This window comes from Ensifer sp. ENS11 (assembly GCF_014851895.1).
GTDB classification, from domain to species: Bacteria; Pseudomonadota; Alphaproteobacteria; order Rhizobiales; family Rhizobiaceae; genus Ensifer; species Ensifer canadensis.
On record NZ_JACVAN010000001.1, the window covers coordinates 89555 to 111743 of the forward strand.

Here is a 22189-nt window from a genome sequence, read left to right on the forward strand (position 1 = left end):
ATCGAAAAATTGAGGCCCGACGATCGGAGTGATCGTCGGGCCTTTCTTTAGCGTGAACTGAAAGCGTGGCGAAGATCCGACGCGCGAACGTCCTACCCCGCCGAAAGCCGCGCTTTCATCGCCTGAACGGTCGCCACATCCGTGCGGCGCCGATCCTCGGTCACGAAGCCCATCTCGGCCAGTCGCCGATCATGAGCCGGCTCACGGATCGAGCAGGATGAATGCACTTCCGTGACGGGCAGTCGGGCAAGCAGCGCATCGACGGTTTCAAGCGTCACGCCGGAACCAGGCATGATCGAAAGCCGCCCACCTGCCAGCTCGACAAGCTCCGCCAGCTTCTCGATGGCCTGTGGCGCGCTCCTCGCGCCTCCGGATGTCAGGATCCGCTCAAAGCCGAGTTCAACCGCAAGTTCGATTGCGTCCTTGAAATCTGGCACCAGGTCGAAGGCGCGGTGCAAGGTGAGGCCGAGGCCTGCGGCATGGCCCGTCAGTTTTCGGAGCATGGGCGCATCGAGCTGGCCATCGGTAAGCGACGCACCGAGAACGACGCCGGCAAGTCCGGCATCGCGCACCGCATCGATATCGCGGCGCATCATGTCGAGATCGGCGGCGCCAAAGACGAAGTCGCCCGGCCGCGGCCGGACCATGACATAGACGGGTACCCGTGGCGGCCCGGCGAGTGCCATCAACCCGGCGGTCGGCGTCAGCCCGCCGACGGAAAGAGCTGCGCAGAGTTCGATCCGGTCCGCCCCGCCCTCGATCGCCGCGGCAAGCCCGTCGGCGTCGTCGACGCAAACCTCAAGTCCGATGCCATTCATGCCTTTTCTCCTCCAAGGCCGAGCAGGGCTGCGCCGATCAGGCCGGGCTCGACCTGACACTCGCCGCGCACGACGAGCGGCCGTTTGAACTGCCGCAGAATCCGGCTACGAACCGCCAGATCGATCCCCTCAAGCAGCGGTTCAACGTTGGAAAGACCGCCGCCGACAGGTACGATCGTCGCTCCCGTGGTGTTGATGACGAGCGCCAGCGGTGAGCTGACGAGATCGACAAGAATCTCGACGGTGCGTTTCGCTTCCGTGTCGCCCTTGAGCCACGCCTCGATGATCTCATGGCTCGACATGGTCTTGCCGTGCACGGTGTCGTGCAGTCGTTCGAGCCCGCGCGCGCCGCCGACCGTGTCGACGCAGCGCCGCTGGCCGCAGCCGCAGGCATAGGCGGGGATGGCGATCGGCGGTTCACCCGCTTCCGCGGCAAGTGCCGGTCCATGTCCCCATTCGCCGGCAAAGCCGCCGTCGGCGTTGATCAACTGGCCGTCGACCACCAAGCCGCCGCCGACACCGGTGCCGAGGATCGCCCCGAAGACGATGCGGTGACCCCGGCCGGCGCCGGCGCCCGCTTCGGCAAGGGCGAAACAGTCGGCGTCATTGGCGATCTTGATCGGCAGGTGCAGCTCGCGCTCGAGCTCGGCCACCAGTTCGCGGCCGTCGATGCAGGGGATGTTGGCGCATTTGATCCGGCGCGTCTCCGGGTCGATGACGCCGGTAATCGAGATCGCCACGCATTCCGGGTGGCCGCCGGCTTCGTCGAGCACGGATTCGAGCGTTTGGACGAACTGGCGGAAATTGTTGAGCGGCGTCGTGCGGCGCGGCAGCGGAAAGATCCGTTCGCGCGAATGCACGATCGCCCCCTTGATCGCCGATCCGCCGATATCGAAACAGACGATCATGCCTCTCCCCGGATCACGGCTTCGGCGGCAAGTGCGATCGAGAGCAACCGGTCGTCCTGATGGTGCGGTGCAGCCAACTGCAGGCCCACGGGCATTTCGCCGGCACCGGTGCCGCAGGGGATCGAGATGCCGCAGAAATCGAGGAAGTTGCCGATGAGCGTGTTGCGCAGCGTCGTGGCGTTGGTCTTGAAGAACAGCTCGTCGTCGGCCAGCAACGGCGCCAACGGCGGCGCGACATGCGGCAATGTCGGATGGACGATGAGTTCGCCCGGCTTCAGGCTCTCGACCGTTTCATGGATCAGCTGGTCGCGCGCATCGAGAAGCGCGATATAGTCAGGCATGGTGATCTTCTCGCCGAGCCTGGTGCGCGCGACGACACGCGGATCGATGCGTTCGGCCTCGGAGCCTGCCAGGCGCTCCCGGTGAAGTGCGAAGGCTTCGGCGGTGACGAGCGCGCCGTGGCGCGCCATCAGATCGAACACCGCCTTGAACGTCGGAAAGGCGCGGCGGGTGACCGTGGCGCCGGCCTTTTCCAGCCGCTTGACCGCATCCTCGAAGGCTTCGACGACTTCGTTTTCCGCCTCGTCGAAGACGATGGTTTCGGGGATGACGATCGAGAGGCCGGCGATCGCGCCGCGGCGAACCACCGGTGCGGTCAGTCCATGCATGGCGGCGTCGAGCCAGACCGCATCCTGCACCGTATGACAGAGAGGCCCGAGCGAATCGAGGCTTTCGGCGAGCGGGAAGACGCCCTTCATCGAATAGCGGCCGCGCGTCGCTTTGTAGCCGATGATGCCGGTCATGGCCGCCGGGATTCGGACGGAGCCGCCAGTATCGGTACCGATTGCCGCGGGCACGAGACCGGCCGCGACCGCCGCCGCCGCGCCCGACGAGGAGCCGCCGGGGATGCGCTCGACATCGGTCGAGGCCGGGTTGTGCGGCGTGCCGTAATGCGGATTGATGCCGAGGCCGGAGAAGGCGAACTCGCTCATGTTGGTTCGCCCGACGCTGACCATGCCGGCACCGGCAACCGCGCCGACCACGGCGGCGTCACTGCCAGCAGGCGGGGTGTCCCGCAGGACCGCGGAACCCGCGGTCGTCACGCTGCCCTTGACGTCGAAGAGATCCTTCCAGGCGACCGGAAGACCATCGAGCAGGCCGAGCGATCGGCCCGCACGAAGCCGGGCGGAGGCCGCCGAGGCCTCCTTAAGCGCGCGTTCGCGGGTGATGCCGACAAAGATCGACTGATCGCCGTGCGCCGCGATGCCGGCAAGTGTTTGCTCTGCAAGCGTGACCGGGTCGAGCTTGCCTTCCTGGACGAGTACCGAAAGCCCGGCGAGCGTTTTCTGTCTGGTCATGGTCTCCCCTTGTCCGCCTGCCGCCAGCGGCAGCTCGTCCTTCCGTTGGCCCGCGTGGGCAGGCTTTTGATCTAAAGCGTGTCGCGATCTCCAGGATTCGCTGACTGCGCATTAAGTCGTTGTTCTTGCGCATGTCGCGCAAAACCCCTGCACAGTTTTGTGCAACAAGCTCTACCATATCGCTCCCCGTGGCGTTTGCCATGGTTCGTCCGTCTTCGCCGCAGGAATTTTGCCGAAAGCAGATGATGCCGGCCGTCCTGCCTTGTCGATACGAAGGCGTTTGCCTACATGCCTCATCGAACCCTGCCCGGCACTGGAGAGATTTGATGATATTGGACGCGGCGCGGCTTTCTTTTGCCAATCTCTTTGCACCGGAGACCCGTTCGGTGTTCTGGAAAGTGCTCGGCCTGACGCTTCTGGCGCTCGCAGCACTGTGGTTCGGCCTGCGCGAACTCTTCATCTGGCTTGCTTTGCCATGGCTCGATGCGTTGATGCCTGGCACGCCCGCCTGGGCGGGTTGGCTCACCTTCGTGCTCGGCATCTTCGCGAGCCTCGGGCTGGCGCTGGCCCTGGCCCTGCTGCTAGCGCCGGTGACGGCGCTGATCGCCGGCTTCTTCCTTGACGATGTCGCGGACGTGGTCGAGGCGCGCGACTATCCGAGCGAGCCGGCGGGCAGGCCCTTGCCGCTCGGAGAGGCGATTGCCGGCTCCGCCAAGTTCCTCGGCGTCGTCATTCTCGGCAACATATTGGCGCTGTTCCTGCTGCTCGTGCCCGGCGTCAACCTGATCGCCTTCTTCCTCGTCAACGGTTACCTGCTGGGGCGGGAGTTCTTCGAGTTTGCCGCCATGCGCTACCGGTCGCCGGCGGAGGCGCGGCTTTTCCGCGCCAAGCACCGCTCGACCGTGTTCCTGGCCGGGTTGATCCTTGCGGCGTTTCTCGCCGTACCGCTGCTCAACCTGCTGACGCCGCTCTTTGCCGCCGGCATGATGGTGCACCTGCACAAGAGGCTGTCGGCAAGCGATCCGGGATTTTCGCTGACGCGAGGGGCCACGGCCAGGCCCTGAGACGCAATCTGCTTGACAGCGGACATCCGCTGGCCAATCTGCCGGCAAATCCCCCGCTGCATGTTTCCTTAATCTTGTTCGATTTAGGAATACCGACATGCAGCTATTCAGAGTGATACAGCGACCTTTGTGCGTCTGAAGACGTACGGCGCTGCAGGCGTCGCCCGCCGGGATGGCCGCGACAGGACGGAGCAGCTGAAATGAACAACGCCGAAGACCGGGTCACCCGCCTTGAAGAGACGGTGGCTCACCAGGCCAAGACGATCGAAGAGCTTTCCGACCAACTTGCCGAGCAATGGAAAGTGGTCGAACAGACCCGAGCAAAGCTCGACCGGCTGACGGAACGCTTCCTCAGCCTCGAGGAGCAATCGATCGATGCGCCTCCGATCACCCGGCCGCCGCATTACTAGAGCTTTTCCAGGAAAAGTGCGAAGCGGCTTTGCGTCAGGAAATGCGCAAAGCCAGGGAGATGGCGCGGCTCAATGGCTCCGCAGGACAGGGAAATAAAAAGGCCGCCGGTTCTAGCGAACGGCGGCCTTTCTCATTTTCAGGCGGAAGCCCTTAGTAGGGGCAGGCTTCGTCGCTCATGTAGTCGTGCACCTGGACCTTGCCGGCGATGATCTCGGCTTTCACCTTCTCGACCGCATCGAGCATTTCCGGGGTGATCAGAGCCTTGTTGTTGTCGTCGAGCGAGTAGCCGACGCCATCTTCCTTGAGGCCGAGATTGGAGATGCCGAACTCGAACTTGTCGTTCTTGGCAGCAGTGAAGGCTTCGTAGACGGCGACGTCGACGCGCTTCAGCATCGAGGTCAGAACCTTGCCCGGCTGCAGTCCGTTCTGGTTGGAGTCGACGCCGATGCCGAGCTTTCCGGCATCTGCAGCGGCCTGCAGGACGCCAACGCCCGTGCCGCCGGCTGCGTGGTAGACCACGTCCGAACCCTGGTCCATCTGCGACTTGGCAATTTCGCCGCCCTTGACCGGGTCGTTCCAGGCGTCCGGTGTCGTGCCGGTGTAGGCTTCGAGAACCTTCACGTCAGCGCCGGTCGACTTCGCGCCGCCGACATAGCCGCAGGCGAACTTGTGGATGAGCGGCACGTCCATGCCACCGACGAAGCTGACGGTCTTCGACTTCGAAGCGAGACCAGCGAGCACGCCGACGAGGTAGGAGCCTTCCTGTTCCTTGAACACGATCGACTTCACGTTCGGCTTGTCGAGCACCATGTCGATGATCGCGAACTTGGTGTCCGGATATTCGCCGGCAATCTTTTCGAGCGGTGCCGCCCAGTTGAAGCCGGCCATGACGATCGGGTTGTTGCCGTCGCTGGCGAAGCGGCGCAGGGCCTGCTCGCGCTGTGCATCGTTGGCGATTTCGAATTCGCGGTATTCGACGCCCGATTCGGTTTTGAACTTTTCGGCGCCGTTATAAGCGGCTTCGTTGAACGATTTGTCGAACTTGCCGCCCAGATCGTAAATGATGGCCGGCTTGATGTCGGCGGCCAGAGCCGTCGCGGACATCATGGAAAAGGCAAAGAGACCGAGAATGGTTTTTTTCATCGTGCAGCCCTGTTGTCGCTATTGATCTTTATCGGGTCCTCCCGCGGGCCCCGGATGGAACCTGTCTGCGGAACCCACCCCTCTCGTGGGGGCTAGGGTGGCCGCATCCTTGCACGGTCACGGCAAAAAAACACTCAAAATTTTTCGGATGGTAAAAATGTCGACCGGCATTCACAAGCAGGGTTAAAATGCCGGTTCGCTTGACCTTTTAGCGCGGGGGGTGGACACCAGCAGCATGTAAAAGGCCAAGAGCATATCGCGCAAGAGTATACAGTGGGTTGTGCGCGACATGCGCAAAAGCGAAAGCCTGAAACGCAGCAGGCGGATCCCGCTGATCGCGATAGGCCCTAGGCGCCGATCGGGCAGCTGACGCCGGTGCCACGCAGGGCGCAATAACCAACAGGGTTCTTCGCCAGATACTGCTGGTGGTAGTCCTCGGCAAAATACAACGGGCCGGCCTTCGCGATCTCGGTGGTGATCTTGCCGGTGTGGCCCGATCTCTTCAGCGCCGCCTGGAAGGCATCGCGCGCGGCCTTCGCTTCCTTCAGCTGCGCGTCGTCATAGACATAGATGGCGGAGCGATAGGTCGTGCCGATATCGTTGCCCTGACGCATGCCCTGGGTCGGGTCGTGTTCCTCGAAAAAGGTCTTGAGCAGGCTCGACAACGGAACCACCTCCGGATCGTAGACCACCAGCACCACCTCGGTGTGGCCGGTCAGTCCCGTGGTGGTTTCCTGGTAGGTCGGGTTCGGCGTCATGCCGCCGGAATAGCCGGCCGCGGTGACATACACGCCCGGCTTATTCCAGAGCAGCCGCTCCGCGCCCCAGAAGCATCCCATGCCGAGCAGGATCTTTTCCATGCCTTCCGGGTAGGGGCCCTTCAGCGGGTGTCCCGAGACGAAATGCGTGGCGGCGGTCGGAATGGCGTCCTCGCGCCCGCGCAGTGCCGTCTGCGCGTCGGGCATGATGGTCTTCTTGTTGAACATGTCGATCAGGAACATCACGAAACTCCTTGTCGGTCGACGCGGGATGAGCACCCCGCGATGATCAGGCAGCGAAACGGCCGGCCGCCGGCCGCTTCTTGTATCCGGCCATCCACAGGAGGAGGGCGAGAAGGGCGAGCACCGCAAACGCCGGCTGCGTAAAGAACCAGTGCAGCACCGTGTGCCAGAGGATCGGCCCGGTATCCGTCCGCTGCGCGAACAGCACCCAGCTAGCGGTGTCGGGGCCAAGCGCTTCGAGATCGTCGCCGAGCGACGTCATCACCAGCTCGGAGGCTGCGACGGACTGGATGGCATCGACAGCCCCCGCAAGGACGGCCGCAAGCAGCACCACAAAGCTCGCCAGTCGCAGCACGAAGCGCATCGGTCCCTCATTTCTCAAACTCTATCGCCCCAGATCGAACCGTCGCTCCCGTCTTACGGCATCAGTTCCCCTGCTTGAGGGCAAAGCCGGCGCGAGGGGAGAACGTGGCAATCCGGGATGGTGCAACGTTCCGGCGGCCTTCGAAAGGAGGCGCCGAACAACTCTGCCGCAAGAGATAGGCCCCGTGTTCGACAAGCGCAATGGCAGCCGTTCGCTGCCAAGTTTCATAAGATGTCAACAATCTGTCAGAAAGCAGTTGATCCCGCGCAAATCATCGGTATATATCCCGCCCGTCCGCCGGTTCGCGCCGGATGACACGAAGGGCCTTGCCCTTCCCATCCAGCCGCATGACCATCGGCTGTTGACGGATGGACAGGTGGCCGAGTGGTTGAAGGCGCACGCCTGGAACGCGTGTATACGTGAAAGCGTATCGAGGGTTCGAATCCCTCTCTGTCCGCCATTTCTTCACCAAGGGTTAATTTTTCATCGTACTCAGCCGTCGCTAGTCGCAACCTTGTGCGCTGACCCAGATCATTGATGTGCGCGGAGCTTGCGCGGGTGTTGGTGCGTCGCCGGCGGAGGGCAAACAGTTAGCCGTTGCGCTAAGTGTTTCGTCATGATACTTAGCCTTATGGAACAGTATTCGAGCCCTTTGGACGGAATTTTTCAGGCCCTGGCCGACCCCACGAGGCGCTCCGTGCTGGCGAGGCTCGGTCGAGGGCCAGCCAGCATCAGCGATCTGGCAGAGCCGTTCGACATGGCGCTACCGTCGTTCATGAAACACATCCATTTTCTCGAAGGCAGCGGCCTGATCCGCACCGAGAAGCAGGGCCGGGTGCGCACCTGCACCATCGAGAAGAGCCGGTTTGCCGCCATCGAAGCGTGGATGTCGGAGCAGCGCGCCCTTTGGGAAGGCCGCACCGATCGGCTTGAACAGTTCGTGATATCAGCTGAGAACAAGGAGAAATGACATGATCCGATCTCACAACCCCGATCTCGACCTGACGATATCGCGCCTGATCAAGGCGCCGCGGCCGACGATCTGGAATGCATGGACCGATCCCGCCAGCTTCGAGCAATGGTGGGTTCCGGCGCCGGCCAGATGCCAGGTGGTCGATATGGGCCTGCGGCCGGGCGGCGCCTTCGTCACAAGGATCAGCGAAGGCGGCGGTGCGTTCACGCCGCATCTGGATGCGTGCTTTCTGGCGGTCGACGACATCCAGCGCATTGTCTTTACCAATTCGCTGGTCGCGGGGTGGCGCCCGGCCGAAAACCCTTTCATGACGGCGATCATCACACTCAAGGATCATCCTGAGGGCACGGACTATGCCGCCCACGTCATGCACAAGAGCAACGCCGACCGAAACATGCACGAGGAGATGGGTTTTCACGATGGCTGGGGCACGGTCATCGCGCAGCTTGCCCGGCTCGTGGAGGGCAGAACCCAGTAGAGGAGGTCGACATGCGCAAGATTGTCCTGCAGATGATGACGACGCTCAACGGTCGCCTCGACGATCCGCTGGCCTGGCTCGGTAGCGTCGGCGACGACCAATATCGGGCGATCGACCGGCTCTACGCCACCTATGACACCGTACTCGTCGGCCGCGTGACCTACGAGGAAATGGCATCCTACTGGCCGGGCGCCCTGTCGGAGGACGTGGGAACCGAAACCAACCGCAAGATGGCGCGGAGGATGCACGACTATCGCAAACTGGTCTTCTCGCGCTCGGGACGCCAGACGCTGACCGAATGGAACAATGTCGAGCAGGTCGTTGCCCACGATGACGAATTGCTGGCAGCCTATCTCCTGGATCTGAAGGCGCGCGCCGGTGGCGATATTCACCTTTCCGGCGGCGCCAGCCTGGCCCAGACGGTCATCGGTCTCGGCCTCGTCGATATCTTCCACTTCTTCGTCTATCCCGTCACGTCCCCGGGTGCCGCCTGGTTCGATGAGCTTCCCGACAGATATGATCTGCGGCTGATGGGCACGGACACCTACGAGAATGGCGTGGTCGGCCTGCACTACGAACCGCTCAAGCGTGAGAACGCGGAACGGGCAAGCAGTTTTTCCGAACTGCTCGTATAACCGCGTGTCCCGCCGCTCCGGCCGCGCCGACGGCCCGAGCGGCGGTCGATCGCAGATCAGCAACCGTGCTCCAGCGCGGTCTTCATCCGGTCATAGGTCGGGGCGAGTGCCCGCAAGGTGGCCGCCGCGACTGCGTCCTTGCGCACCACCAGCGGATACTGCAGCGCTCCGATGAGCCGTGCCTGTTCATCGGCAATGCGGGCCGCCTCGTTGTAACCCGCCCGTGCGAGGCAGGCGGCCGCGTCGGCCGCGCGGCGGGCGCCGGTCCGGATGGCGAAGTGGACCAGATGCGCGCGCAAGTTCTTGTCGCAACCGGTCGCGACGCGCGCGGCGAGCGTTTCGGCTGCTTCGGCATTGCCGAGGGTTCCGGGAGGAACGGGCAGGTCCGTCTCCATCGACAGCCAGTGGATGGCGGCCGGGATCGACGCCCGTATCGTCTCGATTTCCGATATCTCGGCGATACGGACAAAGTCGGTCCGCATGGTGTAGGCGTCACCATAACTCAGCGTGTCTGCGCGCCAGGCGGCCATGAAGTTGGCGAGCGGCAGGCGCGCATAGGGGTAGCCCTGCGGGTCGTGCATCAGCACGCTGTCCTCGTCCATGTCGAGCACCACGACGTAATGGTCGGCGTCGATCGGTCCGTTCATGCCCGGCTGGTGGCGCAGATGCCCCATCTCGATGGGGCCGATCCAGACCGGTCCGTCCTTGAGGGCTGCGCGCAGGCGGGAAAGCGCGTCGTCCGCATCGCCGCCCTTGCTGAGCGTCGATGTCCAGCCGAGCGCCGCAAGCGCGCCTTCAGAGCCGGCTTCCGGATCCCAGCCATAGGGGTCGAAGAACGGCAGGGTGCCGCCGAGCAGTTGCATGCCGAACGGACTGCTGGTGGCAAATTCGATCACCGCGGTGGAGGGGGCCTGCGCGCCGAACATCATTGCGAAAGAGTTGGCGTAGCAATAGGGGCCGGAGCCCGTATAGGCGAAATGCATCATGATCGTCTGTCCTGTTAGAGCATTTCCAGGAAAAGTACGGAGCGGTCTTCCGTCAGGAAATGCGGATAAAACAAAGAGATAGAGTGGTTCTGATTCCGCCTAAGACGGAAACATTATGGGGTAGGCGACATCGAAGGACGCGCCGTTGCTGCCGGGGTAGATTTCGTAGGGGCTGCCGCTGCTGTTGATGTCGGTTCGCGCATCCAGCCAGGTTTCGATGGCGTCGTAGACGCGCAAGATCAGCGGGAAGTTTTCACAAGCCGCCGGCACCGGCAGAAAGACCTCTCGCCGCGCGGCCTGAAGGCGGATGCGCAGGTCGTCGACCGGCTCGATGCCGCCTTCATAGGCGATGGCGACTTCCACCAGTCCCTCGCTGTCGCGGCTAACGGTTTCATGGAAATGCACGGTCATGGCGCCGTCGCTGGCAATCCCGCAATGGCGCAGGTAACCACGGATCTCCGCCTGGGCGGTTGCCAGGAATGCATCAAGCGCCTCGATATCGAGCTGACGTTGGCAGGAGATCAGCTTGCAGGCTGCCACCTCGCGTACGGCAATCGCCGAGATTAGGTCGGCATCACCGCCGTCCGTCTGCCGCGCGATCGCCTCCACCAGCTCGGTCTGCTCGCTCAGCCGCTCGTTTTGAGCGTCCAGCCAGGACCGCAATTCGATAAGGCGGCTCTGCGCATCCAGTTCCACCAATTGCGCGACGCGCGCCACCGACAGGCCAAGGCGTCGAAGGCGCGCGATAAGCCGTGCCCGGGCGGCCTGCTCCGGCGCATAGTAGCGATAGCCCGTCGTCGGATCGGTATAGGCGGGCACCAGCAGGCCCTGCTCGGCATAAAGCCGCAGCGCCTTTGGTGACAGTCGTGTGGCGGCGCCAAAACGGCCCGCAAGGAGATAAGATTCGCTCATGGATCTGACTGTGAGGCTTGCCCCTGGGGCGAGGTCAAGAGGCAATCGTTGTCGATGTGCACGCCTTGTACTCGCATTCGCTTTGCCAGCGCTGTCGGGGGGTAAACAAGGGGTGCCGCAGGGCGTGCCGAGATGGTCGATACGCCCTGTGGCAGGTTCATCGGATCAGGCTTCCGCCGGGCGTTGCCTCGCCAGCACACCGAGCGCGACCAGCGTGACGATCGCCATTGTCATTGAATAGCCGGCTAATGGAAATGCGGTATCTCCACCAAGCAGAACCACAGCCAGGGTGCCGAGCACCCCGACAATCAGGCTCTGAATGCAGAAGTAGAGCGCGACCGCCGTTCCTGCCACATGGCCGAAAGCCTGGAGGGCTCCATTGGGGGTGACCGAACCGGTGAAGACGATGCCGACGGCGATGACCCACATCGGCAGGATGAAGGTCCAGAACGACGGTGCGGCGACGCTCTGGCCGACGACGAGCAGCACCGCGCCGAGGATGAGCAGCGCCATCCCGCGGGCAAGGCTGCCGGTGATGCCCCAGAGCGCCACGAAGCGTTTGGCAAAACGGGTCGTGACGATCATCACAAGGGCCGCCGTCGCAAAGACCAGGCTGAAGGCGAGTTCGGAATAATCAGCTCGATCGATGAGCACGCGTGGTGCTGTCGAGAAGAACACGAAGAACGAGGCCATCGCGGCGCTGAAGCCGAGCGTGTAGGTCCAGAACGCTCCGTTGCGCAGGATCGGGCCGAAGGATCTTCTCTCGCCTTCGGTGCCGGTTGGCCTGGTTTCCCGCCATCGCGGTATCGCATTCGCCATGGCCGCGATGGCGAGTAGGCCGAGTGCCAGGAAGATCGCCCGCCAGCCGAAGCGATCGGCAAGCAGCGCGCCGGCGATCGGGCCGAGGGCCGGCACGAAGGCGAGCATCGCGCTGAAGAGGCCGTAGATGGTCACGCCTTCGGGCCGGTCTGCATAGACATCGCGGACAGTGGCAAAGGTGGCAACGAGCGCTGCCGAGGCGCCGATCGCCTGCAGCAGGCGAAGGGCGAGGAAGGCGGGGGCCGACACGGTGGCGGCCATCAGCAGCGATGCGACCGCAAACAGCAGCGCCCCACAGATGACGACCGGACGCCGACCGATGCGATCGGAGATGGGCCCGAAGACGATCTGGCCGACGCCGAGAATGGTCATGTAGAGGCTTAACGTCAGCTGGATGATCGCTGGCGTCGTGGCGAGAATGCCCGGCATGACAGGCACGACCGGCAGATAGATATCCATCGCCAGGGAGGCGAGAATGTCGAAGGGGGCCATCAGCAACAGCGCTGCCGGCACTGAATAGTTCCAGGTTGATGATTTATGATTGGGCACGATTGAACATCCGCTCAAATGAATGACATTCAGCGGCGCTCTGCCTTCTTATCGGTAGTGTGAAATGACCGGACAGACGCCGCAACAACGATTGGGAGTGTTGTTGCGGCTTACTTGGTTGCTGACTCAGGCGTCCCCATTCCGGTCTCCATAGGAAATCGCGCGCGTTGTGGTTGGCGCCGTCTCCATTTACCAGCCCAAGCTGCCAACAACAACCGCTTGCGGTCAAGCAAGCAGATCATGAATGTTTGCCCGGCTTCACCGTCAGGCGGTTCTCGACGCTGGTGACGCCGATTACCGATCTCGCCGCGTCGCCGGCGCAGGCAACATCGGAATCGCTTGGGACCTGGCCCGACAGCACGACCATTTCGCCGAGCACGATCACTGAGATATCGGTGGTGTCGACGAAGGTGGCGTAGCGGATGAAGCGCAGAACCTTGCCCGCCAGATCGTCATCCTTCAGATGAGGATCGTCGTCCTTATGGGAGTAGATGGGCTTTTCTGTTGGCATGGTCGTTTTCCCACTGCTGTTCGGGAACGCCCCGGACAAGCGAATGTTCCGGTCTTTTTTACCTTGGTCGACGGCTTCGTCAGGGGCGTGGATCCGGTCCTGCAACCTTGCGGCGGTCGCCGGAACGGGTCTATCTCTATCGGACCGTTCCCAAGGCTCACGCATGTCCGATATTTTCCAGAATGTTCTGCCCATCTTCATCCTGATCCTCACCGGTTGGCTGATCGTCAGGCTCGGCTACCTGAAACCGACCGTTGGCGACGCGCTCGGTGATTTCGTTTTCCGCGTCGCGGTGCCTGTTCTCCTGTTTCGCACAATCGCCGAGGCGGATTTCAAGGACGGCTCGCCCTGGCCGCTCTGGGTTGCCTATTTCTCAGGCGTCGCCGTCACCTGGACCATCGGCCATCTGGCGGCGACGCTCGCCTTTGGCCGCGATGCGCGCATGGGCGTGCTGGCCGGTGTTTCCTCGGCCTTCGCCAACACCGTCTTCATCGGCTTGCCGCTGGTCTCGCGCATCGTCGGCGAGGAGGGGATCGTCGCGCTGTCGATCCTGCTGTCGGTGCACCTGCCGGTGATGATGATCGCGGGCACCGTGCTGATGGAGCGCGCCGAACGCAGGGTAAGCGGCAAGCCGGGCCAAAGCCCGCTGAAGCTCCTGGGCGGCGTTGCCCGCAACCTGCTGCGCAATCCGCTGGTCATAGGCCTTGCCTTCGGTGCCGCTTTCCATCTGCTTGGCCAGCCGCTCGACGGTCCGGTCAAGAGCGTCGTCGATCAGCTTGCCGCCATTGCCGCGCCGGCGGCGCTGGTTTCGATCGGCATGGCGCTCGACAAATATGGTCTTGTCGGCAATCTCGGGCTGGCGACGGTGACGAGCCTGTTGAAGCTTGTGGTTCTGCCGGGCGTCGTCTTTGCCGCCTGCCACCTGCTCGGCCTCAACGACAACTGGACGACCGCGCTTGTGCTGACCTCGGCGGTGCCGACCGGCGTCAACGCATGGCTGATCGCCAATCATTTCAACGTCGGCCATGCGCTGGCGTCCTCGACCATCACGCTGACCACAGCGCTGGGTGTCGCCAGCGTTTCGGTCTGGGCCTACATCCTGATGTGACCGGCGGGTCCGGTGAAGACAGCAAAAAGCCCGGCGCGATGGCCGGGCTTTGCGAAATTCGATCGTAACGGAGCTTGGGGCTTATTGAGCCGGCGCAGCCTGGCCTTCGGCCGGCTTGGCTTCCGTTGCGGGCGCTTCGGCCGGCTTCTCGGCAGCACCTTCGGTAGCGGCAGCCGGAGCAGCTTCTGCGGCCGCTGCATCCGGGAGAGCGGCCGGAGCATCGGCCTGTTCGCGGAGATATGCGATCAGGTTGGCGCGTTCGTCAGGCTTCTTCACGCCGGCAAAGCCCATAGCGGTGCCCGGAACGTGCTTCTTCGGCGCTTCGATGAAGAAGCTGAGGTGGTCGTAGTCCCAGACGACCTTGCTGCCTTCGGAGAAGGTCTTCATGCCAGCCGAGTAGCTGAAACCTTCGTGCGAGGCGATCGGGCGGTTGACGACACCCCACAGGTTGGGGCCGACCTTGTTGGCCCCTCCCTTATCCACGGTGTGACAGCTTGCGCATTTCTTGAACACGGTTCCGCCGGCTGCAGCGTCTGCCTTGAGGAGCAAGGGCTTGATGTCGACTTCAGCCGCTTCCTGGGCGCCGCCGCCAGCTTCGGCCGTGCCTTCTTCGGCAACGATCGCGAAGCCTTCCTTCTCGGGAGCCTCGGAATGGAAAATGCCTTCCGACGCAATGGATACGGACATCAGAACGAAAACCGTACCCAGAAAGGCACCCACGCCCATGTTCACATATGAGTTCATCTGCAAACGCTCCCTTTGCCACCGGCGTAAACAAAAACCCGGCCCATCTTGAAATCGCGCGGAACCTATGTCTTTTGGCTCTGCGTTGCAACAGAGATTATGGGCCCCCAACTGAGACTTTTTGACACTTTGGGCGGGGTTTTTGAAGGCCACATCATGAATCGCGAAAATTCAGGCAAAGCCATCGTGCTCATTCCGGCGCGCATGGCCTCCACGCGTCTGCCGGGCAAGCCGCTCGCCGATATCTGCGGCCTGCCGATGATCGTCCAGGTTGCCAAGCGCGCGGCGGAAGCCGATGTCGGACGGGTCGTCGTCGCCGTCGACGACCCGCGTGTTTTCGATGTCGTGCGCGACGCCGGTTTCGAGGCGATCATGACGCGGGTCGACCATCAGTCCGGTTCCGACCGGATCTATGAGGCGCTGTCGAAGGCCGATCCGGACAGTGAGGCGCAGTTCGTCATCAACGTGCAGGGCGATCTGCCGACGATCGAGCCGGCTCCTATCCGTGCCTCGCTGAGGCCGCTTGTCGAAAATGCCTCGACCGATATCGCCACCTTGACGGTGGCGATCACCGACGAGGAAGAGAAGAAGAGCCCCAACATCGTCAAGATCGTCGGCTCGCCGCTGTCGGCGACGCGCCTGCGCGCTCTCTATTTTACCCGCGCGACCGCGCCCTACGGACAGGGCCCGCTCTACCACCACATCGGGCTTTATGCCTACCGCCGCCAGGCGCTCGAAAAATTCGTCGCTCTGAAGCCGTCGACGCTGGAAAAGCGCGAATCGCTTGAGCAATTGCGCGCGCTTGAAGCTGGCATGCGCATCGATGTCGAAATCGTCGACACCGTACCGCTCGGCGTCGACACTCCGGTCGAGCTCGAAAAAGCCCGCCGCATCCTTTCCGAAAAAGCCTGAGAAGGAAGACAGTGTGACCACGAAGACCAACAGGATCTCCTTCCAGGGCGATTACGGCGCCAATTCCGACATGGCCTGCCGCGACATGTTTCCGTCGATGGAGCCGCTTCCCTGCCAGACCTTCGAAGACGCCTTCGTGGCGGTCGAGAATGGCGAGGCGGATCTCGCGATGATCCCGATCGAAAACACCATCGCCGGCCGTGTTGCCGACATCCACCACCTGCTACCCGAATCGCGGCTGCATATCGTCGGCGAATATTTCATGCCGATCCGCTTCCAGCTGATGGTGCTGCCGGGCGTGACGCGCGACGAAATCCGCACCGTTCACAGCCACATCCATGCGCTCGGTCAGTGCCGCAAGATCGTGCGCGCCAATGGCTGGAAGCCGGTGGTTGCCGGCGATACCGCAGGAGCCGCCAAGCTGGTGTCGGAGCAGGGTGATCGCTCGATGGCGGCGCTCGCGCCGCGGCTTGCCGCCGACCTCTACGGCCTCGAGATCGTTGCCGAAAATGTCGAGGACACCGAAAGCAACGTGACTCGCTTCGTCGTGCTGTCGCGTGACGAGCAGATGCTCTCCCGCAGCGCCGATGACGAACTGATCATCACCACCTTTGTGTTCAACGTGCGCAACATTCCGGCCGCGCTCTACAAGGCGATGGGCGGCTTTGCCACCAACGGCATCAACATGACGAAGCTCGAGAGCTACCAGCTCGGCGGCAAGTTCGTGGCCACGCAGTTCTACGCCGACATCGAAGGTCATCCGGACGACACGTCGGTGCGCCATGCGATGGAGGAGCTGCGCTTCTTCTCGGAGAAGGTCCGCATTCTCGGCACCTACAAGGCGCATCCGATGCGTGGTGTGCTTTAAGCATCTCAGAGACAGAGCGTTTCTACGACCCGTCTAAACCGGAGACGCTCTGGCGGCTCCGGCCGCACTGCAGATCAGGCTTACCAATGCGTTAACTCGCTACGCGTCTGGTGCATGCCTAATCTGCAATCGCGGCGGTACCTAAACAATGTGCAAATGCCTATTTGACACTCGTTCACATATGGAGTGTTAAAAATGAAGATCCGTCAGAAGATCGTTGAATATGCAAAAATGCGCCGTGCGATCCGCGAGCTGAATTCGCTGGATGACCACGCCCTGAGCGATATCGGTATTTCCCGTTCGCAGATCCAGGCCGCCGTTTACGGCCGCTAATCAGCACAATTCGCCGTATCCCGCCACCCAAGCTGGCGGGATACGCGCAATGCACTACAGCGCCGCGCGTCAAACTGGCGCTACTCGTCAAAAAGGCACACGCGCAGGCGGTGTCCATCCGGGTCAAGCGCCACGAAGGTCGGTCCGAAATCCATCTTCGTCAGTTCCTGCGCAATCGGCAGGCCAGCGTCCTTCCATTTTTCATAGTGCGCGCGAACCGCCTCCTCATTTTCCACCATGAATGCCAATTCCGAGCGGCTGCCGGTCTTCGACGGCGGTGGTGGCGCCACCTTATCCTGTGCCCAAAGCCCGAGCACGAAGCCGCCCTGCAGCTCGAAGGACGAAAAGGTCGGGAAGGAGACGAGCGGCTCCTTGCCGAGCAGCTTGCGATAGAATTCGACGCTTGCGAGCGGATCTTCGACATAGAGAATAGTGAGATTTGCCTTGGCCATAATCCGTCTCCTTGTTTGGGAGTTGCAGATTAGCGCGCACCACTGCCAATTTCTGTCAGCATCGATTTCCGGTTTTTATGCCTTATGCCGAACCGACCCGCCTGCCTTCAGGCGCAGCAATATTCTGCGTCGTGCGCCATTCCCGAAGCAACACCTGCCGCCGGCGCGCATAGCGGCTCTCGCTCATGTCAGCCTGCCTGATGCGGTCGGTCCGGAAATGCCTGAAGCCCTGGCGCAGCTCGCACCAGGCAACCAGAACTCGAACATTCTCGAAGAAGCCGAGGGCAAACGGCCAGACCGTGCGGCGGGTCTCGCTGCCGTCGTTGTCGATATAGACGAGGTCGAGCTTGCGCTCGTGGCGTATCGCCTTGCGCAACAATGCAATGTCGATGCCGTCGGCCACCGGCGGGCTTGGCCCGACGAGCAGTGTCGAGGCGTCGAGCTCGTCGCGCAGATCCGCCGGCAGCACCGCGGCGATCTTGGCGAGCGCATCGGCGGCGGCCGCCGCCAGATGGGTGTCGGCGCGTTTTGCCACCCAGCGTGAGCCGAGCACCAGCGCCTCGATCTCCTCCTGCGAGAACATCATTGGCGGCAGCATGAAGCCGGGTTTCAGGATGTAGCCGAGCCCCGGCTCGCCTTCGATATGGGCGCCCTGCGCCTGCAGGCTGGCGATATCGCGGTAGAGCGTTCTGAGGCTGACGCCGGTCTCCTCCGCCAGACGCCGTCCGCTGACGGGCTGGCGGTAGCGTCTGAGAACCTGCAGCAGGTCGAGAAGCCGTTCGGAGCGGGACACCTTAAGTCTCCTCGTATCGGCAGGTCTGTGCTCAGCCGTGCTCGTCCCAGGCCAGCCAGTCGCGCATCAGCCGGTGGGCAATGGCGCCCTTCGGCGGCGGAATATGCTCGTCGCCGGTATCGGCCACGCCGGTCGTGCGTTCCAGCATTGCTGCCGTTTCGGCGCGGGTGAACCAGCGGACATCCTCGAGCTCCTGTTCGTCGCGCTTGATCGCCGTCGATTTCGCCTCGGCATAGCAGCCGATCATCAGCGAGTGCGGCAGCGGCCACGGCTGCGAGGCGTGGTAGCGCACGCGGCCGATGTGGATGCCGGATTCCTCGTGGGTTTCGCGGCGCACGGCGTTTTCGATGGTTTCGCCCGGCTCGACGAAGCCGGCGAGGCACGAATACATTCCGGCCGTGAAATGCGGGCTGCGGCCGAGCAGGCAGAGATCACGCTCCAGATCGATGGTCAGCATGATGACGACGGGATCGGTGCGCGGGAAAACCATATGGCCGCAGGCTGTGCAGACGCGGCGATAGCCACCGGCCTTGCCTTCCATCGGCCCGGCGCAACGGCCGCAGAAGCGGTTGTTGGCGTTCCATGTGATGAGGCTCGAGCCTTGGGCGAACTGGCCGAGAAGTTCTTCCGGCAGCATCTGCTGGCGGTAGAGCGTGCGTCCGTCGGCGATCTTGAACGGCTCGGCCATGTTGTCTTCGGTAAGGCCGGTCGGCACGGCGAGCCGCGGCTCGCCGTTCGGCAGGTAGCCGAGCAGGATGGTGTCGTCGAGCACCGGCTCAAGCCCGTCGAGCTCATAGGGTGCAAACAGCGGGTCGATGATCTTCTCGTCGTGTTTGACGATCAGCTTCGGTCCGGAAAAGGCGAGGAAATGGGCGCCCGGATGTTTGAGCGCGACTTCGATGCAGTCGTCGGCCCGGTGCTCGGACTGGCGATCCAGGTGGTTCTCGGAAAAGGCGACGAGAGTGCTCGGCTCCGGATGAGGGCTTCGAAGGTCAAAGATCGATTTCGTCATGTTCAGAGATTTTCCAGAATGCGGGCTGCAAATGCCTGATGGTCTTGCTCGCCCCAAGGCTCCGACTTGCCGAAGCCCCAGACGGGTCCGGGCCAGTTCGGGTCGCCGTCACTGCGGGCGATGATATGCACATGGAGCTGCCGGACGATGTTGCCGAGCGCGCCGATATTGATCTTCTCGGCACCGGTGACCTTTTTCAAGGCGGTCGCCACCATATTGGTTTCGAAAGTCAGCATCGTCTGGTCGAGCGGCGTGAGATCGAAGATCTCGGAAATGTCCCCGCGTTGGGGAATGAGGACCAGCCAGGGCCAGCGGCGATCGTTCATCAGGCGCATCTGGCAGAGGCCGATCGAGGCGATCGGGATGCCGTCGCGTTCAAGCCGCTCGTCAAGGGTGAATGTCGTCAAGAAGGTCTCCTTGTGCCGGGAGCGGATTCGCCTTGTTTTGCATATCGATATCAGTTTTTTGATGGCTTGGCTTGCATTTGGTTGCGATATTGCCGATATGGGAGCCGGGAGGTTGGTGGTGGACGAGCCACTCGCCAACCGGGTCAGGTCCGGAAGGAAGCAGCCCTAACGAGCCCGGCACGGGTCATCGTGCCAGCCTCCCACCTGCCTGATTGCTGAGATCGAGATAGCTCTCAGCAATCAGGCAGCATCACAGAATGTTGCGGCGTCCAGACGCATCCCATGCGACGCGCGGTGCCGTAAATCCGTCCTGTCGGGACACGAGTTCAAGCAGCGGCAGGGTCGATGAGCGACGAAACGTCCATTTCATCCGAACAGAAACCAGCCGCCTACCGCGTTCTGGCGCGCAAGTATCGCCCCAAGGATTTCTCCGACCTGATGGTCGGCCAGGAGCCGATGGTGCGCACGCTGACCAACGCGTTCGAAACCGGCCGCATCGCTCAAGCCTATATGCTGACCGGCGTGCGCGGGGTCGGCAAGACCACCACCGCCCGCATTCTCGCCCGTGCGCTGAACTACAAGACACCCGAAATCGATCGGCCGACGATCGACCTGCGTGCTCTCGGCGAGCATTGCCAGGCGATCATGGACGGCCGCCATGTCGATGTCATCGAGATGGACGCCGCTTCCCATACCGGCATCGACGATATCAGAGAGATCATCGAGCAGGTGCGCTACCGCCCGGTTTCGGCGCGCTACAAAGTCTACATCATCGACGAAGTGCACATGCTGTCGACGCAGGCCTTCAACGGTCTGTTGAAGACGCTGGAAGAGCCGCCGGAACATGTGAAGTTCATCTTCGCCACCACCGAAATCCGCAAGGTTCCGATCACGGTGCTGTCGCGCTGTCAGCGGTTCGATCTTCGGCGCATCAGCGGCTCCGACCTCGTCGGCCTGTTTTCGACCATTCTCGGCAAGGAAGGCGTTTCCTTCGATCCCGAAGCGCTGGCGATGGTCGCGCGTGCGGCCGAAGGCTCTGCCCGTGACGGCCTGTCGCTGCTCGATCAGGCGATCGCCCATGGCGGCGGTTCCGTCGAGGTCGAGACGGTGCGTTCGATGCTCGGACTTGCCGATCGCGCCCGCATCGTCGATCTGTTCGAACATATCGTCAGGGGCGACGTTGCCGCAGCCCTCGCAGAATTTTCGGCACAATACGAGGCCGGCGCCAACCCGACGGTGGTTCTGACCGACCTTGCCGATTTCACCCATCTCGTCACCCGGCTGAAATACGTGCCGGATGCGGCCAGCGATCAGTCCCTGAGCGAGATCGAGCGGACGCGCGGAGCGGAGTTTGCCGGCAATGTCGCCGTCAGCACGCTGTCGCGCATCTGGCAGATGCTGCTGAAGGGCATTCCTGAAGCCGAAAGTTCGTCGCGCCCGGCCGGTGCTGCCGAAATGGTGCTGATCCGGCTTGCCCATGCGGCCCATCTTCCGTCGCCCGAAGACGCGGCGAGACGCGTGCTCGAACTGTCCGGCAGCGACAATGGCAGCGTCCGTCCGGCGCCCGGTGGTGGAAGTGGCGGCGGCATGCTGGCGTCAGTCGGCGCGCCCGTGCAGGCGCAGGCGGCCCAGTCGACATCGATGGGACGGCCGACCGGCAACGGCGCGACGATGTTGCGCGCGGTTCCCGATGTCAGCCCGCAGCCGATCAGCGTCGGACACACCGAGGAGCGGCCGGCAGCCGCGCCTTCAGCAAAGGCTCAGCCGTCGGTGCCGGTCAATTCGGTCAGCGACATCGCCGACCTCTGCGCCAAGAATAAAGACATCAAGCTGAAGACGCTGGTGCGCGGCTTCGTGCGGCTGGTGCGCATCGAGCCCGGCCGGCTTGACGTCAACGTCCCGGATGATGCGCCGAAGACGCTGCTCGGCGAACTCGCCGTCAAGCTCAAGGAATGGACCGGCATTCACTGGATCGTCAGCTACAGCCGTGACCCCGGCGAGCCGACCATGATCGAAGCCGAACAGCAGGCCCAGGAAAAGCGTGTCAGCGATGCGCGCCAGGATCCGGATGTGGCTGCCATCCTCGCCCGTTTCCCGGGCGCCAAGATCACCGACGTGCGCATTCGCGCCGTCGAGGAGGAAGAGGCCGAGAGCGTAGCTCCGGCCACAGCCGAATCTGCCGATGGCGATATCGTCCCCGGCGACGATATCGAATAGTCGGTCGGAACGAACGACCGGAAATTTCTAGAGAACAGGAGACGACGATGCGCGACATCATGGGGATGATGGGCAAGGTCAAGGAAATGCAGGCCAAGATGGAGAAGATGCAGGCGGAAATCGCTGCGCTCGAAGTCGATGGTGTCTCCGGTGGCGGCCTCGTCACCGTCCGCCTCGATGGCAAGGGCACTCTGAAGAGCCTGAAGATCGACCCGTCGCTGTTCAAGGAAGACGATGTCGAGATCCTCGAAGACCTGATCGTCGCCGCCCACAAGGACGCCAAGGACAAGGCCGAGGCCGTCCAGGCCGAAAAGACCCGCGAACTCACAGCCGGCCTGCCGATCCCGCCCGGTATGAAGCTGCCGTTCTGATCGGCCGTTCTTCGCTGCTAGACCATTTCCAGGAAAAGTGCG

The 22189-nt window shown here is 62.8% G+C and carries 26 protein-coding genes, 1 tRNA gene and 1 other RNA gene; 13 read left to right on the forward strand and 15 right to left on the reverse strand.

Translation table 11 applies throughout. The features are described from left to right. Nucleotides 1–92: 92 nt before the first annotated feature. The 3 genes from IB264_RS00420 to IB264_RS00430 are packed head-to-tail and all read right to left on the reverse strand — an operon-like array spanning nucleotide 93 to nucleotide 3084. Complete coding sequence (locus IB264_RS00420; protein WP_025425457.1) at nucleotides 93–818, reverse strand: copper homeostasis protein CutC; 726 nt, start codon at nucleotides 816–818, stop codon at nucleotides 93–95. Beyond that, nucleotides 815–1726: an ROK family protein gene (locus IB264_RS00425; RefSeq protein WP_025425458.1), complete on the reverse strand. Its 912-nt coding sequence runs from the start codon at nucleotides 1724–1726 to the stop codon at nucleotides 815–817. The genes IB264_RS00420 and IB264_RS00425 overlap by 4 nt, the downstream gene beginning before the upstream one ends. Further along, nucleotides 1723–3084 carry an amidase gene (locus IB264_RS00430; protein ID WP_025425459.1) on the reverse strand — a complete coding sequence of 454 codons (1362 nt, stop codon included), beginning with the start codon at nucleotides 3082–3084 and terminating at the stop codon, nucleotides 1723–1725. The genes IB264_RS00425 and IB264_RS00430 overlap by 4 nt, the downstream gene beginning before the upstream one ends. Nucleotides 3085–3410: 326 nt before the next feature. Between IB264_RS00430 and IB264_RS00435 the strand changes: the two genes are divergently transcribed. Further along, nucleotides 3411–4148, forward strand: coding sequence for a sulfate transporter family protein (locus tag IB264_RS00435; protein WP_057204371.1), 738 nt, complete (start codon nucleotides 3411–3413; stop codon nucleotides 4146–4148). 200 nt (nucleotides 4149–4348) lie between these two features. Then, entirely contained in the window at nucleotides 4349–4558 is a 210-nt protein-coding gene (locus tag IB264_RS00440; protein WP_025425461.1) for a SlyX family protein, read from the forward strand. 151 nt (nucleotides 4559–4709) lie between these two features. Here the strand turns inward: IB264_RS00440 and IB264_RS00445 are convergent, their stop codons facing one another. The 3 genes from IB264_RS00445 to IB264_RS00455 all read right to left on the reverse strand — a co-directional run bounded on the left by IB264_RS00445 (nucleotide 4710) and on the right by IB264_RS00455 (nucleotide 7067). Then, a complete protein-coding gene (locus IB264_RS00445; protein ID WP_025425462.1) occupies nucleotides 4710–5702 on the reverse strand; it encodes a BMP family protein in 993 nt (330 codons plus the stop codon). A gap of 347 nt (nucleotides 5703–6049) precedes the next feature. Beyond that, the gene (msrA, locus tag IB264_RS00450; protein WP_025425463.1) at nucleotides 6050–6703 is read right to left on the reverse strand and encodes a peptide-methionine (S)-S-oxide reductase MsrA; all 654 of its coding nucleotides are present in this window, start codon (nucleotides 6701–6703) and stop codon (nucleotides 6050–6052) included. A 46-nt stretch (nucleotides 6704–6749) separates the two neighbouring features. After that, a complete protein-coding gene (locus tag IB264_RS00455; RefSeq protein ID WP_025425464.1) occupies nucleotides 6750–7067 on the reverse strand; it encodes a hypothetical protein in 318 nt (105 codons plus the stop codon). Nucleotides 7068–7437: 370 nt separating this feature from the next. Here IB264_RS00455 and IB264_RS00460 point away from each other — a divergent pair. The 4 genes from IB264_RS00460 to IB264_RS00475 all read left to right on the forward strand — a co-directional run bounded on the left by IB264_RS00460 (nucleotide 7438) and on the right by IB264_RS00475 (nucleotide 9153). After that, nucleotides 7438–7527: transfer RNA gene (locus tag IB264_RS00460), tRNA-Ser, on the forward strand. Between the two features lie 171 nt (nucleotides 7528–7698). After that, the gene (locus IB264_RS00465) at nucleotides 7699–8037 is read left to right on the forward strand and encodes a helix-turn-helix transcriptional regulator (RefSeq protein WP_038576608.1); all 339 of its coding nucleotides are present in this window, start codon (nucleotides 7699–7701) and stop codon (nucleotides 8035–8037) included. 1 nt (nucleotide 8038) lies between these two features. Next, on the forward strand, nucleotides 8039–8518 hold the full coding sequence (locus tag IB264_RS00470) for an SRPBCC family protein (protein WP_025425466.1): 480 nt from the start codon (nucleotides 8039–8041) through the stop codon (nucleotides 8516–8518). Nucleotides 8519–8529: 11 nt separating this feature from the next. Continuing rightward, nucleotides 8530–9153 (forward strand): dihydrofolate reductase family protein, encoded by a 624-nt coding sequence (locus tag IB264_RS00475; RefSeq protein ID WP_025425467.1) that lies wholly within the window; start codon nucleotides 8530–8532, stop codon nucleotides 9151–9153. A 56-nt stretch (nucleotides 9154–9209) separates the two neighbouring features. Here the strand turns inward: IB264_RS00475 and IB264_RS00480 are convergent, their stop codons facing one another. From IB264_RS00480 to IB264_RS00495, 4 genes are all read right to left on the reverse strand, one after another. Next, a complete protein-coding gene (locus tag IB264_RS00480) occupies nucleotides 9210–10139 on the reverse strand; it encodes a hypothetical protein (protein WP_025425468.1) in 930 nt (309 codons plus the stop codon). A gap of 99 nt (nucleotides 10140–10238) precedes the next feature. After that, nucleotides 10239–11051, reverse strand: coding sequence for a MerR family transcriptional regulator (locus tag IB264_RS00485; RefSeq protein ID WP_025425469.1), 813 nt, complete (start codon nucleotides 11049–11051; stop codon nucleotides 10239–10241). A 165-nt stretch (nucleotides 11052–11216) separates the two neighbouring features. After that, on the reverse strand, nucleotides 11217–12419 hold the full coding sequence (gene cml, locus IB264_RS00490; RefSeq protein ID WP_025425470.1) for a CmlA/FloR family chloramphenicol efflux MFS transporter: 1203 nt from the start codon (nucleotides 12417–12419) through the stop codon (nucleotides 11217–11219). 238 nt (nucleotides 12420–12657) lie between these two features. Further along, entirely contained in the window at nucleotides 12658–12930 is a 273-nt protein-coding gene (locus tag IB264_RS00495) for a BON domain-containing protein (RefSeq protein ID WP_025425471.1), read from the reverse strand. Between the two features lie 163 nt (nucleotides 12931–13093). Between IB264_RS00495 and IB264_RS00500 the strand changes: the two genes are divergently transcribed. Beyond that, complete coding sequence (locus IB264_RS00500; protein ID WP_025425472.1) at nucleotides 13094–14038, forward strand: AEC family transporter; 945 nt, start codon at nucleotides 13094–13096, stop codon at nucleotides 14036–14038. Nucleotides 14039–14119: 81 nt separating this feature from the next. On the opposite strand, the gene IB264_RS00505 is transcribed toward IB264_RS00500, so the two are convergent. After that, nucleotides 14120–14782: a cytochrome c family protein gene (locus IB264_RS00505; RefSeq protein ID WP_038575793.1), complete on the reverse strand. Its 663-nt coding sequence runs from the start codon at nucleotides 14780–14782 to the stop codon at nucleotides 14120–14122. A 156-nt stretch (nucleotides 14783–14938) separates the two neighbouring features. On the opposite strand from IB264_RS00505, the gene IB264_RS00510 reads away from it, so the two are divergent. The 3 genes from IB264_RS00510 to IB264_RS00520 all read left to right on the forward strand — a co-directional run bounded on the left by IB264_RS00510 (nucleotide 14939) and on the right by IB264_RS00520 (nucleotide 16895). Beyond that, complete coding sequence (locus IB264_RS00510) at nucleotides 14939–15694, forward strand: 3-deoxy-manno-octulosonate cytidylyltransferase (protein ID WP_025425473.1); 756 nt, start codon at nucleotides 14939–14941, stop codon at nucleotides 15692–15694. Nucleotides 15695–15707: 13 nt separating this feature from the next. Then, nucleotides 15708–16562 (forward strand): prephenate dehydratase, encoded by an 855-nt coding sequence (locus IB264_RS00515; RefSeq protein WP_025425474.1) that lies wholly within the window; start codon nucleotides 15708–15710, stop codon nucleotides 16560–16562. A gap of 195 nt (nucleotides 16563–16757) precedes the next feature. Further along, entirely contained in the window at nucleotides 16758–16895 is a 138-nt protein-coding gene (locus tag IB264_RS00520; RefSeq protein WP_065784874.1) for a DUF1127 domain-containing protein, read from the forward strand. Nucleotides 16896–16975: 80 nt separating this feature from the next. On the opposite strand, the gene IB264_RS00525 is transcribed toward IB264_RS00520, so the two are convergent. The 4 genes from IB264_RS00525 to IB264_RS00540 form a co-directional block, all read right to left on the reverse strand. After that, complete coding sequence (locus IB264_RS00525; RefSeq protein WP_025425475.1) at nucleotides 16976–17347, reverse strand: VOC family protein; 372 nt, start codon at nucleotides 17345–17347, stop codon at nucleotides 16976–16978. A gap of 82 nt (nucleotides 17348–17429) precedes the next feature. Further along, on the reverse strand, nucleotides 17430–18140 hold the full coding sequence (locus IB264_RS00530) for a YafY family protein (RefSeq protein ID WP_025425476.1): 711 nt from the start codon (nucleotides 18138–18140) through the stop codon (nucleotides 17430–17432). A gap of 31 nt (nucleotides 18141–18171) precedes the next feature. Beyond that, a complete protein-coding gene (gene nudC, locus IB264_RS00535) occupies nucleotides 18172–19152 on the reverse strand; it encodes an NAD(+) diphosphatase (protein WP_025425477.1) in 981 nt (326 codons plus the stop codon). A 2-nt stretch (nucleotides 19153–19154) separates the two neighbouring features. Then, nucleotides 19155–19559, reverse strand: coding sequence for an HIT domain-containing protein (locus IB264_RS00540; protein WP_025425478.1), 405 nt, complete (start codon nucleotides 19557–19559; stop codon nucleotides 19155–19157). A 107-nt stretch (nucleotides 19560–19666) separates the two neighbouring features. Here IB264_RS00540 and ffs point away from each other — a divergent pair. From ffs to IB264_RS00555, 3 genes are all read left to right on the forward strand, one after another. Beyond that, nucleotides 19667–19763, forward strand: an RNA gene (gene ffs, locus IB264_RS00545) — signal recognition particle sRNA small type. Between the two features lie 141 nt (nucleotides 19764–19904). Continuing rightward, nucleotides 19905–21776, forward strand: coding sequence for a DNA polymerase III subunit gamma/tau (locus IB264_RS00550; RefSeq protein ID WP_025425479.1), 1872 nt, complete (start codon nucleotides 19905–19907; stop codon nucleotides 21774–21776). Between the two features lie 47 nt (nucleotides 21777–21823). Then, entirely contained in the window at nucleotides 21824–22147 is a 324-nt protein-coding gene (locus IB264_RS00555; protein ID WP_025425480.1) for a YbaB/EbfC family nucleoid-associated protein, read from the forward strand. The last annotated feature ends 42 nt before the right edge of the window (nucleotides 22148–22189 follow it).